Here is a 17,429-nt window from a genome sequence, read left to right as displayed (position 1 = left end):
CTGCAATGGGATGGGTGGGACAAAACAGCGGGGCGGCCAACCAGGCCCGCCCCGCCGGGGGAATCAACCTTCGTCGCTGTTGCCGCGCAGGCGGATCGCCGCGTAGATCATCAGCGCGCCCAGGGCGATGCCGATCCACATCTGCGGAATCGCGAAGACGGTGTAGTTGGCGCCGACGGAGATGTACTGGGCGATCTCCCGCGGCCCGTCACCCTGGATCTGCACGGGGTCGTGGGCCAGGCGGTAGACGATGTCCATGCCGGGCAGGGTGCCGCTGAGCACGCGGCCCACCACCTGGCCCCAGAACCAGTCGGCGCCCTTGCCGAACAGCTCCATCAGGCCAACCATCCAGACCAGCACGCCGCTCAGGATCGGGATCAGCACCGCCCAGATGAAGGGCACCCGACGGAACCAGGCCGAGCACAGCATCAGCCAGCCGATGGTCGGCAGTGCCCAGAGCGCGTAGATCGGCAGGGAGGCAACCATGTTGAAGATGGCCCGGCTGATGGCGCCGACGTCCCACAGGTAGATGGGGTTGGCCCCGTGCATCAGGATGAACAGGGACAGCACCACCATGATCAGCAGGGCCGTGACCGTGGCGCCCACCACGCCGATCGCAGGCACGATCAGGGCGGCGGTGAAGACCTTGGAACCGACGGTTTCACGGTCGGAGATCGGCAGCGACTTCCAGAACAGGATGCTGCGGTCCTTGCGCTCGTCGTACAGCGAGCCCAGGCAGTAGAAGAAGCCGACGAAGGCCATCACGCCCATGATCGGGTTGCCCAGCATGTAGAAGATCAGCTCGAGTCCGGCGGTGACGTCCGCGCGGTTGGCCGGGTCGGCCAGCTGCGCGATGCCTTCCGAGAGGTTGAGCCCGATCTCGACCTCGTCGGCCTGGTTGATGCCGAAGGCGGCGAGGGTGAGCGCGACGATGGTGAAGAACACGAAGATCGCCGAGGTGATGACCGGCGCCCAGAACAGGCCGCCGCGGTGCTCCCAGTATTCGCGCTTGAGCAGCCATTTGAAGGTGTTCATGCGTAGGTTCCTTTCATGGTGGCGACGAACAGGTCGGCGATGCCGGGGTTGCGGACCTCGCCGAAGCTGGCGACCTGGTCGCGGGGCACGCCGTCGAACAGCATCACGGCCTTGCCGAACACGGTGCGTTCGTCGATGGGCTTGAGGGCACGCGCGGCTTCGGCCTTGTCGGCCGGCACCATGACCTCGGTGAAGCGTTCGCCCACTTCGTCCATCGTCGCGGAAAGCACGATCTTGCCTTCGCGGATGAACATCAGGTCGGTGAGGATGTGTTCGATCTCCTCGACCTGGTGGGTGGTGACGACGATGGTCTTGTTCTCGTCGAAGTAGTCCTCGAGCAGGTTCTGGTAGAACTGCTTGCGGTAGAGGATGTCCAGGCCCAGCGTCGGTTCGTCGAGCACCAGCAGCTTGGCGTCGATGGCCATCACGAGCGCCAGGTGCAGCTGCACGATCATGCCCTTGGACATCTGCTTGACCCTCATTTCCGGGTGCAGCTTGGTGTGCGCCAGGTAGGCCTCGGCCTTCTTGCGGTCGAAGCGCGGGTGCACGCCGGCCACGAAGTCCACGGCGTCCTTCACCTTCAGCCAGCGCGGCAGCACGGCCACGTCGGCGATGAAGCACACGTCCTGCATCACGTCGTCGCGCTCGGTGCGCGGGTTCTTGCCCAGCACCTTGAGTTCGCCCTCGAAGGGCACCAGACCCAGCGCGGCCTTGAGCGTGGTGGTCTTGCCCGACCCGTTCGGGCCGATCAGGCCGACGATGCGGCCGGCGGGGATCTCGAAGCTGATCGAATCAACGGCGGGCTTGCCCTTGCCGTAGCGCTTGGAGAGGTTGCGTGCGGAAATGACGGCGCTCATCAGTTGCTCTCCTTCGCCTGGGCCATGAGTTTCCCGATGTCCAGGCCGAGGCGCTGGATGCGCTCGACCACCAGCGGCCACTCTTCCTTCAGGAAGCGGTCCCGCTCGGATGCCAGCAGGTTTTCGCGCGCCCCTTCGGTCACGTACATGCCAAGTCCCCTTCTTTTTTCCACGAGTCCTTCGTCCGCCAGCTCCTGGTAGGCGCGGGAGACGGTGATTGGGTTGAGCTGGTATTCGGCGGCGATCTGCCGGACCGAGGGCAGGGCCTCGCCGGGCAGCAGGATGCCGTCGAGCATCATCGCCACCACCTTGTCCTTGAGCTGCCGGTAGATCGGCGCGCTGTCATTCCATGCGATGGTCATTTCAGGACTCCCGGCGGGGCATGAGGGCGGCCATGGACACGTAGGGCATGGCGATCTGGCGCTTGAGGGCGCCGCGGCTGATCTGGTGTGCCCGCAGCAGGGCTTCGGCGTCCGGGGCGGCTTGCTCGTCGGTTTCGACCGCGACGAGGTTCGTCGCAGGCGCCAGCGAGACAGGCTGGCTCGGCGCCTCGCCGAGGCCGTAGCCGGCCACCAGGACGCTGAGCGAAACAGCCAGGGCCATCAGGTTGGTCTTGATCTTGGGGGTCATGTGCGGCCTCCCGCGTTGGTGAGGTATTGGTCAGGTGTTGTAGCGAACTATAACACCATGAAACCGGCTGTCAACACCTTTTGCACGCCCGGGGGGCCAAACTGATGGCATAGGCGCGGATGGTCCGCGCCGGAGGGTGGACGATGGGCAGGAAATGGCTTGTATTGCTGGCCGGCGTGATGGCCGTGGCACCGGCGTTTGCCGGGGAAACGCTGCTGGACCGGGATTTCCGGAAACTGGCCGGCAAGGAGACGGTGAACCTGGAGCAGGCCTATGGCGGCCAGGTGCTGCTGGTGGTGAACACCGCCAGCAAGTGCGGCTTCACCCCGCAGTACGAAGGCCTGGAAGCCATGTACGCCAAATACAAGGACCAGGGTTTCGCGGTGCTGGGCTTCCCGTCCAATGATTTCATGGGCCAGGAGCCGGGCAGCGAAGAAGACATCGCGGAGTTCTGCACGCTTACCTATGGCGTGAAGTTCCCGATGTTCGAGAAGGTGCAGGTGCGCGGCAGCGGTGCGACGCCGCTGTACAAGGACCTGGCCGCGGCCACGGGCGAAGCGCCGGGCTGGAACTTCCACAAGTACCTGATCGACCGCGAGGGCAAGGTGGTGGCCAGTTTCGGCAGCCGCACGACCCCGGACGACCCCAAGCTGGTGGCCGAGATCGAAAAGCAGCTGGCCCGGCCGGCGCCCGCGGCCAGGGCCGCCAAGCCAGGCTGATCGGGCCTGCGCCTGAACCGCCGCCGCGGATGTGATTGCCGTGGCGGCGGTGCATCGGGACAATAGCGGGCGACGTGCCGTTCCGGCCCGCCCCCTCAGGAGTTTTGTCCCAATGAATCCCGCCCTGCGTTTCGCCGCGCCGCTGGTGCTCGCCAGCCTGGTGCTCAGCCTCAGTGCCTGCAAGTCCGAAACCCCGGAAGGTGAAGCCGACGCTTCTGCCGAGACCACCGAACCCGCCGCCGCCGAAGCCGGCGCGCCGATCATCGAAGGCATCGAAGGCCTGGAAACCGAACGTGCCCAGGTGAGCTACATGATCGGCCTGGACATCGGCCGCTCGATGTCGGTGGTCAAGCAGGACCTGGACCTGGACGTCGTGCGCCAGGCCATGGAGGACGCGTTCGAAGAGCGCGAACCGAAGATCACCGACGAACAGATGAAGCAGATCCAGGACGCCTTCACCGTGCGCCTGCAGGCGCGCAAGCAGGCCGAAATGGAAGCCGCCGCCATCGCCGCCAAGGCCGAAGGCGCTGCGTTCCTGGACGCCAACAAGGACAAGCCCGGCGTCGTGGTCACGGAAAGTGGCCTGCAGTACCGCGTCGAGCGCGCCGGCAACGGCGCGGTCCCGAAGGCCGACGCCGTGGTGCGCGTGCACTACAAGGGCACGCTGCCCAACGGCGACGTCTTCGACAGCTCCTACGACCGCGGCCAGCCGGCCGAGTTCGGCCTGGGCCAGGTCATCCCTGGCTGGTCCGAAGGCGTGCAGCTGATGAAGGTCGGCAGCAAGTACACCTTCTGGATCCCGTCCGAGCTTGCGTACGGCGAAACCGGCGGCGGTGGCGTGATTCCCCCGCACACCATGCTGACCTTCGAAGTCGAACTGCTCGAAATCGTCGAATAAGCCATGCGCGCAACGGTCTTCGGCACCGGATACGTCGGCCTCGTCACGGGCACCTGCCTGGCCGAGGTCGGCCACCAAGTGACCTGCGTGGACGTGGACGAGGCCAAGGTGGCCGGGCTTCGGAACGGCATCGTGCCGATCTTCGAACCCGGCCTGGCGCCGATGGTGCTGGCCAACCATGGTGCCGGCCGGCTGGATTTCACCACCGACGCGGCGGCCGCCATCAAGGGTGCCGAGGTGATCTTCATCGCCGTCGGCACGCCGCCCGACGAGGACGGCAGCGCCGACCTGCAGTACGTACTGGCGGTGGCCGCCACCGTCGGCCGGCACCTGTCGGATCCCGTGGTGGTGGTGAACAAATCCACCGTGCCGGTGGGCACCGCCGACAAGGTGCGCGCGGCGATCTCGGCGGAGCTGGCCGCGCGCGGGGCTGATGTGCGCTTCGAGGTGGTGTCCAACCCTGAATTCCTCAAGGAAGGCGCCGCGGTCAACGACTGCATGCGCCCCGACCGCATCGTGCTGGGCGCGCGCAGCGCCACGGCGGTGGAGACCATGAAGCGGCTGTACGCCCCGTTCACCCGCAGCCACGAGCGTTTCGTGGTCATGGACGAACGTTCGGCCGAGCTGACCAAGTACGCCGCCAACGCCATGCTGGCGACCAAGATCAGCTTCATGAACGAAATGGCCAACATCGCCGAACGCGTCGGCGCGGACATCGAACAGGTCCGGCAGGGCATCGGCTCGGACCCGCGCATCGGCTACCACTTCATCTACCCGGGCGCCGGCTACGGTGGTTCGTGCTTCCCCAAGGACGTGCAGGCGCTGGAACGCACCGCGCGCCGGCACGGCTACCAGGCCGGCCTGCTGCAGGCGGTCGAGGCGGTGAACGACCGCCAGAAGCACAAACTGGCCGAACTGGCCCTGCGCCACTTCGGTGGTGACATCGCCGGCAAGACGTTTGCCGTCTGGGGCCTGGCCTTCAAGCCCAATACCGACGACATGCGCGAAGCCGCCAGCCGAAGCCTGCTGGCCGATCTCTGGCAAGCCGGGGCCAAGGTGCGTGCCTACGACCCGGAGGCGATGGCCGAGACGCGCCGCCTCTTCGGCGGGCGCGCCGACCTGGTGCTGTGCGAAGACCCGTCCGATACGCTGGAAGGCGCCGACGCCCTGGTGCTGGTGACCGAATGGAAGGCGTTCTGGAGCCCGGATTTCCCGGCCCTGGCCCGCACCTTGCGCGAACGCGTGGTGTTCGATGGCCGCAACGTCTGGGATCCGGTGCAGGTGGAAGCCGCCGGGCTGGCGTATTACGGCATCGGCCGCGGGCGCAGCCTGCAGGCCGGCCCCGGAGCCCAGGATGCACACTGACATCGAACAGCGCCTGGCCGAGCTCGAAACCCGGCTCGCCTTCCAGGAACACACCCTCACCGAGCTCAGCGACGCCCTGGCCGAAACCCGCCTTGAGTCGGCCCGCAATGCACAGACGCTGGTGCGGGTCATGGACGAACTCAAGCAGCTGCGTACCCTTCTGTACGCCGACCCCGGCAGCGAACCCCCGCCGCCGCATTACTGACCCCATTCCCGATGAGCAATTCGCTGCGAGAAAAACTACTGGGCCTGGGCTTCAAGGCCCCGGACCCGGAACCCCGGCGCGAGCGCCCCGAACGCGGCGGCAAGCCCGCCGGCAAGGGCGGGGAGCGTGCCTCCGGAAAGCCCGGCAAACCCGGCGAACGCTCGCCCGGCAAGCGCGGTGAACGCGCACCAGGCAAGGGCGGCGAACGCCCGGCCGGCCGGGGCAAGCCGCGCCCCGGCGGCCGTGCGCCGCGCAGCCGGGAGGAGATCGACCTGGCCAAGGCGTATGCGATCCGCGCGCAGAAGGAAAAGCACGAACGCATCGAAGCCGAACGCCTGAAGCAGGAAGAGGCGGCCCGTCGCCGCGCCGCCAAGGCGCAGGTGGCCGAACTGATCAAGGACAAGGCGCTCAACGTCGCCGACGCCGAGCTCGTGCGCCACTTCGAATACGGCGGCAAGATCAAGCGCATCTACGTCACGCCGGAACAGCTGAAGTCACTCAACGCCGGCGACCTGGCGGTGGTGCAGCTCGACGGCCGCTACCAGCTGGTCACCGCCGCGCTGGCCGACGAAGTGGCGGCCCTGCTGCCCAGCCTGCTGGCGCTGAAGGTGGATCCGAATGCCCCGGCGCAAGACGACCCCTACGCCGACCCGCGCTACCAGGTGCCCGACGACCTGGTCTGGTGACCCGCCCCAAGCCGGTCTTATTCCGGGTCGTAGTCGAGATTGCTGGCCAGCCAGCGTTCCGCCTGCTGCAGCGACACCCCCTTGCGGCGGGCGTAGTCGGCCACCTGTTCGCGCGAGAGCCGGCCGACCACGAAGTACTGGCTGCCCGGGTGCGAAAAATACAGGCCGCTGACGGCGGCCGCCGGCGTCATCGCGAAACTTTCGGTCAGCGCCATGCCGGCGTGCTTTTCCGCTTCCAGCAGCGCGAAGAGGGTGGCCTTCTCGCTGTGTTCCGGGCAGGCCGGGTAACCCGGGGCCGGGCGGATGCCCCGGTACTGTTCGCGCACCAGGGCCTCGTTGTCGAGCGATTCGTCCGGCGCGTAGCCCCACAGCTGCGTGCGCACGCGCCGGTGCAGGGCCTCCGCCAGGGCTTCGGCCAGGCGGTCGGCCAGTGACTTGAGCAAGATCGCGTTGTAGTCGTCGTGCACGGCCTCGAAGCGCGCCAGGTGCGGTTCGATGCCCAGGCCGGCGGTGACCGCGAACGCGCCCACCCAGTCCTGGCGGCCGCTGTCGCGTGGCGCCACGAAATCGGCCAGGCACAGGTTGGGCCGGTCATCGGGTTTTTCCGCCTGCTGGCGCAGGCAGTGCAGGCTGGCGCGCAGGTGGCCGCCGTCGTCGAGCACCTGGATGTCGTCGCCGACCGAACGCGCCGGCCACAGCCCGGCCACGGCCTTCGCCCGCAGCCATTTTTCGCCGATGATCCGGTCAAGCATGGCCCGGGCGTCGGCGAACAGTTCGGTGGCCTGCGCGCCCACCACCGGGTCCTTCAGGATCGCCGGGTAGCGGCCGGACAGTTCCCAGGTCTGGAAGAAGGGCGTCCAGTCGATGTAGTCGCGCAGGTCCTCGAGCGGGAAGTCGTCGAACACCGTCAGGCCCGGCTGCCGCGGCGCCGGCGGCACGTAATCGGCCCAGCCGCCGTCGAAGCGGTTGGCGCGGGCGCGGGCAAGCGAGGCCAGCGGCTTGGCGTCGCCGCGGTTGGCGTGGCGCTTGCGCACTTCGGCATAGTCGGCGGCATTGGCGGCCACGAAGGGGTCGCGCAGTTCGGCGCTTAGCAGGGACTGGGTCACGCCGACCGCGCGCGAGGCGTCCTTCACCCAGACCACCGGCGAATCGTAGTGCGGGTCGATCTTGAGCGCGGTGTGCGCGCGCGAGGTGGTGGCGCCGCCGATCAGCAGCGGCACCGAGAATCCCTGGCGCTTCATTTCCCGGGCGACGTGGCTCATTTCCTCCAGCGAGGGCGTGATCAGCCCCGACAGGCCGATCGCGTCGACCTTTTCCTCGCGGGCGCGGTCCAGGATGACCTGGGCCGGCACCATCACGCCCAGGTCGACGACCTCGAAGTTGTTGCAGGCCAGCACCACGCCGACGATGTTCTTGCCGATGTCGTGCACGTCGCCCTTCACCGTGGCCATCAGCACCTTGCCGCGCGGCTTGCCGGCGTCGCCGCTGCGGGCCTTTTCGGCCTCGATGTAGGGGATGAGGTGGGCGACGGCGCGCTTCATCACGCGGGCCGACTTCACCACCTGCGGCAGGAACATCTTGCCTGCGCCGAACAGGTCGCCGACCACGTTCATGCCCGCCATCAGCGGGCCCTCGATGACGTCCAGCGGGCGCGTGGATTGCTGCCGGGCCAGTTCGGCGTCGGCTTCGATGAACTTGTCGATGCCATGCACCAGGGCGTGGCTGATGCGCCGGTCCACCGGCCATTCGCGCCAGGCCAGGTCTTCGCTGCGGACCTCGCCCTTCTTGGACTTGTGCTTTTCGGCTTCGGCCAGCAGGCGTTCGGTGCCGTCGGCGCGGCGGTTGAGCACCACGTCTTCGACGGCTTCGCGCAGGGCCGGGTCCAGGTCGTCGTACAGGGCCAGGGCGCCGGCGTTGACGATGCCCATGTCCATGCCCGCGCCGATGGCGTGGTACAGGAACACCGCGTGGATGGCATCGCGCACGGCGTTGTTGCCGCGGAAGGAAAACGACACGTTGGAAACGCCGCCGGACACGTGGCAGTCCGGGAAACGCTGCTTGAGTTCGCGTGCCGCTTCAATGAAGGCAACGGCGTACCCATCGTGTTCCTCGATGCCGGTGGCGATGGCGAAGATGTTGGGGTCGAAGATGATGTCCTCGGGCGCCAGGCCCGCTTCGCCGATCAGCAGCGCGTGGGCGCGGCTGCAGATGGCGACCTTGCGTTCGAAGGTGTCGGCCTGTCCCTGTTCGTCGAAGGCCATCACCACCACCGCCGCGCCATGGCGCCGGGCTTCGCGCGCCTGGGCCAGGAAGGCGGCTTCGCCTTCCTTCATCGAGATCGAGTTGACGATGGCCTTGCCCTGCACGCATTTCAGGCCGGCCTCGATCACGCTCCACTTCGAGCTGTCGATCATCACCGGCACCCGGGCGATGTCGGGTTCGGCGGCGACCAGGTTGAGGAAGCGTGCCATCGCCGCCTCGGCGTCGAGCATGCCCTCGTCCATGTTGACGTCGATGACCTGGGCGCCGTTTTCCACCTGCTGGCGGGCCACGGCCAGGGCGTCGTCGTAGCGGTTTTCCAGGATCAGCTTCTTGAACTGGATCGAGCCGGTGACATTGGTGCGTTCGCCGACGTTGACGAAGTTGGTGTCGGGCGTGACGACGAAGGGCTCCAGGCCGGCCAGGCGGGTGTGGGCGGGCAGGGTGGGCAGCGCACGCGGGGGCAGGCCGCGCACTGCTTCGGCGATCGCGCCGATATGCGCGGGCGTGGTGCCGCAGCAACCGCCGACCAGGTTCAGCAGCCCGGCCTCGGCGAACTCGCGCAGGATGCCGGCGGTTTCCTCCGGGCCTTCGTCGTAGCCACCGAAGGCATTGGGCAGGCCGGCATTGGGATGGCAGCTGACATGCGTATCGGCGACCTGGGACAGCATGTGCACGTGTGGACGCAGGTCGCGCGCGCCCAGCGCGCAGTTCAGGCCCACCGACAGCGGCCTGGCGTGGCGCACCGAGTACCAGAAGGCCTCGGCGGTCTGGCCCGACAGCGTGCGGCCGCTGCGGTCGGTGATCGTGCCCGAAATCATCACCGGCAGGCGCGCGCCCAGGGACTCGAACAGCACGTCCAGTGCGTACAGCGCCGCCTTGGCGTTGAGCGTGTCGAACACCGTCTCGACCATCAGGAGGTCGGCGCCGCCCTCGACCAGCCCGCGCGCGGCGACGGTGTAGTCGGCCACCAGGGCGTCGAAGCTGGTGTTGCGGTAGCCGGCGTCCTCGACCTTCGGGCTGATCGAGGCCGTGCGGCTGGTCGGGCCCAGCACACCCGCGACCCAGCGCGGCCGGGACGGATCGGCGGCCTCGGCCCGGGCGGCGCAGTCGCGGCCCAGGCGGGCGGCCTCGCGGTTGAGTTCCGGCACCAGGTCCTCGAGGCCGTAGTCGGACTGCGACACGGCCGTCGAATTGAAGGTGTTGGTTTCGATGACGTCGGCGCCGGCGTCCAGGTAGGCCTGGTGGATGCCGGCGATGACGTCCGGGCGCACGAGCGTGAGCAGGTCGTTGTTGCCCTTGAGGTCGCGCGGGGAGTCGGCGAAACGTTCGCCGCGGTAGTCGGCTTCGCCCAGCTCGTGGCGCTGGATCAGGGTGCCCATGGCGCCGTCGAGCACCAGGATGCGTTCGGCCAGCGCCTGCAGCAGCCGGCCGGTGCGGCCGGGGTCGTGCCAGGGCAGGTTGCTCATGGCTTGCGTGCCAGCAGGGTCAGTACTTCGAAGTGGGGCGGGCGTTTTTCACGGGTCACGGCTTCGCAGACCGTGACTTCGAGCCCGGCCTTCTCGGCATGCCGGCGCAGTTCCTTCACCGTGAAGCCCAGGTTGACGTGGCCGTAGGGCGTGACCGCGGCGCGGTGTTCGTGCTTGCCCAGGCAGGTGGCGACCAGGCGGCCGCCCTTGCGCAGGACCCGGGCGGCTTCGGCGATGGCCTGGGCCGGGCGCTCGGCGTAGGTCAGCGCGTGCATCAGCAGCACCAGGTCGAACTGGGCGGCCGGGAAGTCCAGGGCCTGCATGTCGCCTTCCAGGACCTCGACGTGGCGGTACTTGCTCAGCCGTTCGCGGGCGGCGTTGACGACGCGGGTGCTGGAGTCGACGCAGACGTAGCGGCGCGCATGCGGCGCCAGCAGCTCTCCCAGCACGCCGTCGCCGGAGGCGACGTCGAGCACGTCGCCCGGCTCGAGCAGGGGCAGGGTGGAGCGGGCCAGGGCTTCCCAGGTGCGGCCGGGGGAATAGTGCCGCTCCATGTCGCCGGCGACCGAGTCGGCCCAGTTCTGGTCGGCGGCGCGGGTGGCCAGCACGGCGGGCAGGCGTTCGGCGTCCTGGCGCAGCAGCGGGTCGTCGGTGCTGTCGCGCAGGGCTTCCCACAGGCGCGCCTCGCCCGGGTCCAGGGTGTCGCCGTTGAAGCGGTAGTAGGCCGAAACACCGGCGCGGCGGTCGCGCACCAGGTCGGCTTCCTTGAGCCGGGCCAGGTGGGTGGAGACGCGCGGCTGGGCCAGGCGGGTGATGGCCGCCAGTTCGGCCACCGTCAGTTCCTCGCCTTCGAGCAGGGCCAGCAGGCGGACCCGGGTGGGATCGGAAAGGACCTTCAAACAGGCCGACCAGGCGTCCAGGTCCATGATTTATCCTTCCATCCGGATTCAAAGATATGGCGAGGTTAGGCCGGCTTGCCGAAGGCGTCAAGCCGCGCCCGCACGCGCTTCACGCCGCGTGGACCTGCCGAGGACGGCGGCAGCCGCTACAATTGCGTTCTTGTCCGAAACGAACCGAAGGTGCCCCGTGGATTTCCGATTCACCGAAGAACAGCTGATGATCCAGGACGTCGCCCGGCGCATCTCCCGGGAGAAGATCGCCCCCAGCGCCGAACACCACGACCACACCGGCGAATTCCCGCTCGAGAACATCCGCACCCTCGGCGAAAACGGCCTGATGGGCATCGAGGTGCCGGCCGAATACGGCGGCGCCGGCATGGACCCGATCAGCTACGTGCTGGCCATGGTCGAGATCGCGGCGGCCGACTGCGCCCACTCCACCATCGTTTCGGTGAACAACTCGCTGTTCTGCAACGGCATCCTCAAGTTCGGCACCGAGGACCAGAAGCAGAAGTACGTGCGCGCCATCGCCGAAGGCAAGGAAATCGGCGCCTTCGCGCTGACCGAGCCGCAGTCGGGCTCCGACGCCACCGCCATGCGTTGCAAGGCCGTGCGCCAGGACGACGGCAGCTACGTGGTCAACGGCAAGAAGAGCTGGATCACCTCCGGCCCGGTCGCCAAGTACATCGTGCTGTTCGCGATGACCGACCCGGACAAGGGCGCCAAGGGCATCACCGCGTTCCTCGTCGACACCACCAAGCCGGGCTTCCACCGCGGCAAGACCGAACCCAAGCTGGGCATCCGCGCCTCGGCCACCTGCGAAATCGAGTTCCAGGACTACGTCGTGGCGCCGGAGGACGTGCTGGGCGAAGAAGGCCAGGGTTTCAAGATCGCCATGGGCGTGCTCGACGCCGGCCGCATCGGCATCGCCTCCCAGGCCATCGGCGTGGCGCGAGCCGCCTACGAGGCCACCCTGGAATACGTGAAGGAACGAAAGGCCTTCGGCAAGCCGATCGGCGCCTTCCAGATGACCCAGGCCAAGATCGCCGACATGAAGTGCAAGCTCGACGCCTCGCTGCTGCTGACCCTGCGGGCGGCCTGGCTCAAGGGCCAGGACCAGAAGTTCACCACCGAGGCCTCGGTGGCCAAGCTCACGGCTTCGGAAGCGGCCATGTGGATCACCCACCAGGCCGTGCAGATCCACGGCGGCATGGGTTATTCCAAGGAAATGGCCCTCGAACGTTATTTCCGCGACGCCAAGATCACGGAAATCTACGAGGGCACCAGCGAGATCCAGCGGCTGGTCATCGCCCGCAACGAAACCGGCCTGCGCTGAGGCCAGGCCCATACCCCGGCGTATCCGAAGCCCCGCTGAAGCGGGGCTTCTTTTTTGCGCCCGATTGCGCTGGCCGGGCGTAGTCCCCGCGACTACAATTCACGTTTTACCCACGCCCCTGCGAGAAAGCAGCTGATGAACGCCCACGCCCTGGCTTCCGCCGAGTCCCTTGACGCCATTGCCGCCGCCCTGGCCGGCCCCGCGTCCCAGCCCGACGGGGGCCTGCTGGAGGCGTTCACCCGAAGCTTCTACGTGCGGGTGCCCGACGACGAACTGCGCAGCCGCGACGCCGGGGAATGGGCCGCGATCGCGCGAAGCTTCCTGGGTTTCGCGCGCCAGCGCGCGCCGGGCACGGTGTCGGTGTCCATCGGCAGCCCGTCCCAGGCCGGCGACGGCTATGAAAGCACCCACACGGTCGTGCGCATCGTCAACGACGACATGCCTTTCCTGGTCGATTCGGTGCGCATGGCGTTGTCGAAGTTCGACATCACCCTGCACCAGATCGCCCACCCGGTGATCACGGTGCGCCGCGACGCCGCGGGCAAGCTGCAGGCCGTGGGCGAGGGCGAGGCCGAATCGCTGATGTACCTGGAAATCGACCGCCAGGCCGATGCCCAGGCCCTGGCCGCCATCGAGGAAGCCATCCGCGAAGCCCTGGCCGACGTGCGTTCGGCGGTGGCCGACTGGTCGCAGATGCGGGAAAAGATGCTGCAGATCGCCGGCGAGATCGAAACCCGGCCCATGCCGGTGGAACCGGCCTGCCGCACCGAAACCGAAGCCTTCCTGCGCTGGGCCGCCGACAACCACTTCACCTTCCTGGGCTACCGCGAATACGAAGTCGTGGATCGCGAGCTGCGCGCCGTGCCGGGCACCGGCCTGGGCCTGCTGCGCGGCAAGGACCAGCAGGCGCAGTCGCGCCCGATCACCGGCCTGGCCGCCGCCGACCTGCCGCCGGGCGCTTCGCTCGACGTGCTCATCCTGACCAAGACCAATGCCCGCGCCACCGTGCACCGGCCCGGTTACATGGACTACATCGGCGTGCTGGCCTTCGACAAGGACGGCCGCGCCGTGCGCGAGCAGCGCTTCCTGGGCCTGTACACCTCCAGCGCCTACAACCGCAGGCCCTGGGAAATCCCGATGGTGCGCCTGCGCCACGAACACGTCATGGCGGCGTCGGGGCTGGCCCCGACCAGCCACAGCGGCAAGGCCCTGCGGCACATCCTGGAAACCCTGCCGCGCGAAGAACTGTTCCAGTCCAGCGCCGAGGAACTCCAGCGCACCGCCATGGGCATCCTGGGCCTGCAGGAACGCGCCCGCACCCGCCTTTTCCTGCGCCGCGACCGCTACGGGCGTTTTTTCTCGGCCCTGGTCTACATCCCGCGCGACCGGTTCAACACCAGCATCCGCCACCGCATCGAAGCGGTGCTGATGCGCGAACTGGGCGGCGAGCGCCTCGACCACAGCGTGCAGATCGGTGAATCGCCGCTGGCCCAGCTGCACCTGGTCATCCGGCCCAAGGCCGGCTGCCGGGTCGACTTCGACCAGGACCAGCTGGAAGCCGAACTGGCGCGCATCGTGCGCGACTGGCACGACGAGCTGCGCGAGATCCTGGTGCGCGAAGCGGGTGAAGAACAGGGCCTCAAGCTGGCCCAGACCTACGGCCGCGCGCTGCCGGCCGGCTACGTCGAAGCCGTGTCGCCGCAGGTGGCCGCCGCCGACGTGCTGCAGGCCTCGCGCCTGGCCGGTCCGGGCGACCAGCGCATTTCCTTCTACCGCCACGGCGAGGACCTGCGCCTGAAGCTGGTGCGCCGCAGCGGCGACATCGCGCTGTCGGACGTGCTGCCGGTGATGGAAAACCTCGGCCTGCGCGTGCTGACCGAACACCCCTACGAAATGGAAGTCGAGGGCGAACGCATCTCGATCCAGGATTTCGAGGTGCAGGCCCGCCACGGCGAGATCGACGTCGACGCCGCCCGCCAGCCCTTCGAAGAAGCCTTCACTGCCGTCTGGAGCGGTGAAGCCGAAAACGACGGCTTCAACCAGCTGCTGCCCAGCGCCCGGCTGGAGTGGCGCGACATCGCCATGCTGCGCGCCTACACCAAGTACGCCCTGCAGACCGGCGTGCCGTTCTCGCAGCCGTACATGGAAGAAACCCTGCAGCGTTACCCGGTCATCGCGCGCTTGCTGTGGGAACTGTTTGCGGCGCGCTTCGAGCCAGGCCGCGAGGCGCCGCTCGACGCCGCCGGCCGCCAGGCCCTGCACGACCAGATCGCCTGGCTGCTGCCCAGCGACCGCCGCAAGGCCCTGGACACGATTCCGCAGGAAATCGCCGCGGCCCGCGTGCTCGACCGCGCCGCGCAGATCGACGCCGTCACCGACGCGCTGGAAATCCTGCTCGACAGCGCCGTGCAGAGCATCGACGACGACCGCATCCTGCGGGGCTACCAGTCCCTGATCAACGCCACCCTGCGCACCAATTTCTACCAGCGCAAGGGCGGCGCCTTCCGCGACTACATCGCCTTCAAGTTCGACCCGGCCCTGGTGCCCGACCTGCCCAAGCCGCGTCCCTACCGCGAAATCTTCGTGTATTCGCCCTGGGTCGAGGGCGTGCACCTGCGCTTTGGCCCGGTCGCGCGCGGTGGCCTGCGCTGGTCCGATCGCCGCGAGGATTTCCGCACCGAGGTGCTGGGCCTGGTGAAGGCGCAGATGGTGAAGAACACCGTCATCGTGCCGGTCGGTTCCAAGGGCGGCTTCGTGGTCAAGCGGCCGCCGGTCGGCGGCGATCGCGACGCCCAGCTGGCCGAAGGCATCGCCTGCTACAAACGTTTCATCAACGGCCTGCTCGACATCACCGACAACCTGGTGGACGGCGAGCTGGTGCATCCGCAGGACGTGGTGCGCCATGACGGCGACGACCCCTACCTGGTGGTCGCGGCCGACAAGGGCACCGCCACCTTCTCGGACATCGCCAACGGCATTTCCGCCGAACACGGCTACTGGCTGGGCGATGCGTTCGCCTCCGGTGGTTCGGTCGGCTACGACCACAAGGGCATGGGCATCACCGCCCGCGGTGCCTGGGAGTCGGTCAAGCGCCATTTCCGCGCGCTGGGGATCGACAGCCAGTCGCAGGACTTCACCTGCGTCGGCATCGGCGACATGTCCGGCGACGTGTTCGGCAACGGCATGCTGCTGTCGCGCCACATCCGCCTGGTGGCGGCCTTCGACCACCGGCACATCTTCCTCGATCCCAACCCGGACTCGGCGCGCAGCTACGCCGAGCGCGAGCGCATGTTCGCGCTGCCGCGTTCGAGCTGGGAAGACTACGACGCCTCGCTCATTTCCGAAGGCGGCGGCATCTTCCCGCGTTCGCTCAAGTCCATCCCGGTCAGCCCGCAGGTGCGCCAGGCCCTGGGCCTGGCCGAAGACGTCGAGCAGCTCAGCCCGATGGCGCTGATGAACGCCATCCTCAAGGCGCCGGTGGACCTGCTGTGGAACGGCGGCATCGGCACCTATGTCAAGGCCAGCAGCGAAAGCCACGCCGACGCCGGCGACCGCGCCAACAACGGCCTGCGCGTGAACGGCAACGAGCTGCGCTGCCGCGCGGTGGGTGAGGGCGGCAACCTGGGCCTGACCCAGCGCGGCCGCATCGAGGCCGCCATGAACGGCGTGCTGGTGAACACCGACTTCATCGACAACTCCGCCGGCGTCGACACCTCCGACCACGAGGTGAACATCAAGATCCTGCTGGCCGGGCCGGTGCAGCGCGAGGAACTGAGCCTGCCCCAGCGCAATGAACTGCTGGCCAGCATGACCGACGAAGTCGCCGAGCTGGTGCTCAACGACAATTACCGGCAGAACCAGGCCATCAGCCTGATGGAGCGCATGAGCGCGGCCCGCCTGGGTTCGTTCGGGCACTTCATCCGCGTGCTCGAAGGCCAGGGCCTGCTCGACCGCGCCATCGAGTTCCTGCCGTCCGAAGCGGAGCTGGGCGACCGCAAGGCGCGTGGCCAGGGCCTGACCCGGCCCGAGCTCTCCGTGCTGCTGAGCTACGACAAGATCGTCGTGTTCAACCAGATGCTCGATTCGGACGTGCCCGAAGATCCCTACCTGTCCAAGGAGCTGGTGCGTTATTTCCCCAATGCCCTGCAGGAACGCTTCGCGCAGGACATGGAAAACCACCGCCTGCGCCGCGAGATCATCGCCACCGCGGTCACCAACTCCACCGTCAACCGCATGGGTGCCACCTTCCTGCTGCGCATGCAGGAAGACACCGGCCAGTCGGCGGCGCAGATCGCCAAGGCCTTCACCATCAGCCGCGAAGTGCTCGACGCCCGCGAGCTCTGGGCCGGCATCGACGCCCTGGACCTGAAGGTCAGCGAGACCGCCCAGCTCGAGGCCCTGTCCAGCATCTGGCAGCTGCAGCGCAACCTCACCCGCTGGTTGCTCAATCGCCCCGGCGAAGTGCTCAACATCGCCGAAAAGGTGGAACGTTACGCCGGTGGCGTGGCCGAACTGCGCGCCTCGCTCGGCCGCGTGCTGCCCGAGGGCGCCCGCGCCGAACTGGCCGCCGACGTGGCCCGCTGGCAGGGCCACGGCTACCCGGAGGACATGGCCCGGGCCTTCGCCAGCCTGCCGTTCCTGGCCTATGCACTGGACATCGTCGAAGTGGCCATCGAACGTTCGCTGCCGGTGGTCGAGGTGGCCGCGAGTTATTTCAGCCTGTCCGATGCCCTGCACACCAAGTGGCTGATGGACGCGGTCGAGGCGCTGCCGGTGGGTGGCCGCTGGCACGCCCAGGCCCGCGGCGTGCTGCGCGACGAACTGCAGGCCCAGCAGCGGGCCCTGGTCGGCCAGGTGCTGGTGGCCGGCGCCGGGCTGCCGGCGGAACAGCGCGTGGAGCGCTGGCTGGAACGCGACGATGCCGCGCTGCGCTACACGATGGCGATGTTCGCGGACATGCGCGACCTGCGCGACCTCGACTATCCGACGCTGTCGGTGGCGGTGCGCCGCCTGGCCCAGGTCGTCGCCTCCGGCGCGGCCTGAGCACGGCGGGCTGGCTGGGGTATCCTCG

General features: G+C 68.2%; 12 protein-coding genes and 1 pseudogene. 7 read left to right on the top strand and 6 right to left on the bottom strand.

Annotation, left to right across the window (positions count from 1 at the left end):
• Positions 1-63 precede the first annotated feature (63 nt).
• Genes IEX13_RS06775 through IEX13_RS06760 form a run of 4 tightly spaced genes read right to left on the bottom strand, consistent with a single transcriptional unit; the run spans position 64 to position 2,522 of the window.
• A complete protein-coding gene (locus IEX13_RS06775) occupies positions 64-1,035 on the bottom strand; it encodes a hypothetical protein (RefSeq protein WP_188662441.1) in 972 nt (323 codons plus the stop codon).
• Positions 1,032-1,892, bottom strand: a complete 861-nt coding sequence (locus IEX13_RS06770; protein ID WP_188662439.1) for an ABC transporter ATP-binding protein — start codon at positions 1,890-1,892, stop codon at positions 1,032-1,034. Before IEX13_RS06770 ends, IEX13_RS06775 begins: the two co-directional genes overlap by 4 nt.
• Positions 1,892-2,254, bottom strand: coding sequence for a GntR family transcriptional regulator (locus tag IEX13_RS06765; protein ID WP_188662437.1), 363 nt, complete (start codon positions 2,252-2,254; stop codon positions 1,892-1,894). The genes IEX13_RS06770 and IEX13_RS06765 overlap by 1 nt, the downstream gene beginning before the upstream one ends.
• A 1-nt stretch (position 2,255) precedes the next feature.
• Complete coding sequence (locus IEX13_RS06760) at positions 2,256-2,522, bottom strand: hypothetical protein (RefSeq protein ID WP_188662435.1); 267 nt, start codon at positions 2,520-2,522, stop codon at positions 2,256-2,258.
• Between the two features lie 143 nt (positions 2,523-2,665).
• Here IEX13_RS06760 and IEX13_RS06755 point away from each other — a divergent pair, with 143 nt between their 5' ends.
• The 5 genes from IEX13_RS06755 to IEX13_RS06735 all read left to right on the top strand — a co-directional run bounded on the left by IEX13_RS06755 (position 2,666) and on the right by IEX13_RS06735 (position 6,395).
• The gene (locus IEX13_RS06755) at positions 2,666-3,241 is read left to right on the top strand and encodes a glutathione peroxidase (RefSeq protein WP_308423893.1); all 576 of its coding nucleotides are present in this window, start codon (positions 2,666-2,668) and stop codon (positions 3,239-3,241) included.
• 112 nt (positions 3,242-3,353) lie between these two features.
• The gene (locus IEX13_RS06750; protein WP_188662433.1) at positions 3,354-4,139 is read left to right on the top strand and encodes an FKBP-type peptidyl-prolyl cis-trans isomerase; all 786 of its coding nucleotides are present in this window, start codon (positions 3,354-3,356) and stop codon (positions 4,137-4,139) included.
• A 3-nt stretch (positions 4,140-4,142) separates the two neighbouring features.
• Entirely contained in the window at positions 4,143-5,504 is a 1,362-nt protein-coding gene (locus tag IEX13_RS06745; protein ID WP_188662430.1) for a UDP-glucose dehydrogenase family protein, read from the top strand.
• Entirely contained in the window at positions 5,494-5,709 is a 216-nt protein-coding gene (locus tag IEX13_RS06740) for a SlyX family protein (protein ID WP_188662428.1), read from the top strand. The genes IEX13_RS06745 and IEX13_RS06740 overlap by 11 nt, the downstream gene beginning before the upstream one ends.
• Before the next feature lie 11 nt (positions 5,710-5,720).
• Positions 5,721-6,395: a DUF2058 domain-containing protein gene (locus IEX13_RS06735; RefSeq protein WP_188662426.1), complete on the top strand. Its 675-nt coding sequence runs from the start codon at positions 5,721-5,723 to the stop codon at positions 6,393-6,395.
• A gap of 17 nt (positions 6,396-6,412) precedes the next feature.
• Here IEX13_RS06735 and metH read toward each other — a convergent pair whose 3' ends face one another.
• Positions 6,413-10,123: a methionine synthase gene (gene metH, locus IEX13_RS06730; RefSeq protein ID WP_188662424.1), complete on the bottom strand. Its 3,711-nt coding sequence runs from the start codon at positions 10,121-10,123 to the stop codon at positions 6,413-6,415.
• Positions 10,123-11,049 (bottom strand): annotated as a pseudogene (locus IEX13_RS06725) (ArsR/SmtB family transcription factor); the annotation flags it as partial. The pseudogene IEX13_RS06725 and the gene metH, both read right to left, overlap by 1 nt.
• 133 nt (positions 11,050-11,182) lie before the next feature.
• On the opposite strand from IEX13_RS06725, the gene IEX13_RS06720 reads away from it, so the two are divergent.
• Complete coding sequence (locus tag IEX13_RS06720) at positions 11,183-12,358, top strand: acyl-CoA dehydrogenase family protein (protein WP_425489019.1); 1,176 nt, start codon at positions 11,183-11,185, stop codon at positions 12,356-12,358.
• Between the two features lie 135 nt (positions 12,359-12,493).
• Positions 12,494-17,401 (top strand): NAD-glutamate dehydrogenase, encoded by a 4,908-nt coding sequence (locus IEX13_RS06715; RefSeq protein ID WP_188662418.1) that lies wholly within the window; start codon positions 12,494-12,496, stop codon positions 17,399-17,401.
• Positions 17,402-17,429 lie beyond the last annotated feature (28 nt).

Source organism: Arenimonas soli, assembly GCF_014643775.1.
Classification (GTDB): domain Bacteria; phylum Pseudomonadota; class Gammaproteobacteria; order Xanthomonadales; family Xanthomonadaceae; genus Arenimonas; species Arenimonas soli.
Note: the sequence above shows the minus strand (reverse complement) of the source record. Positions and strands in the feature narration are given on the sequence as shown.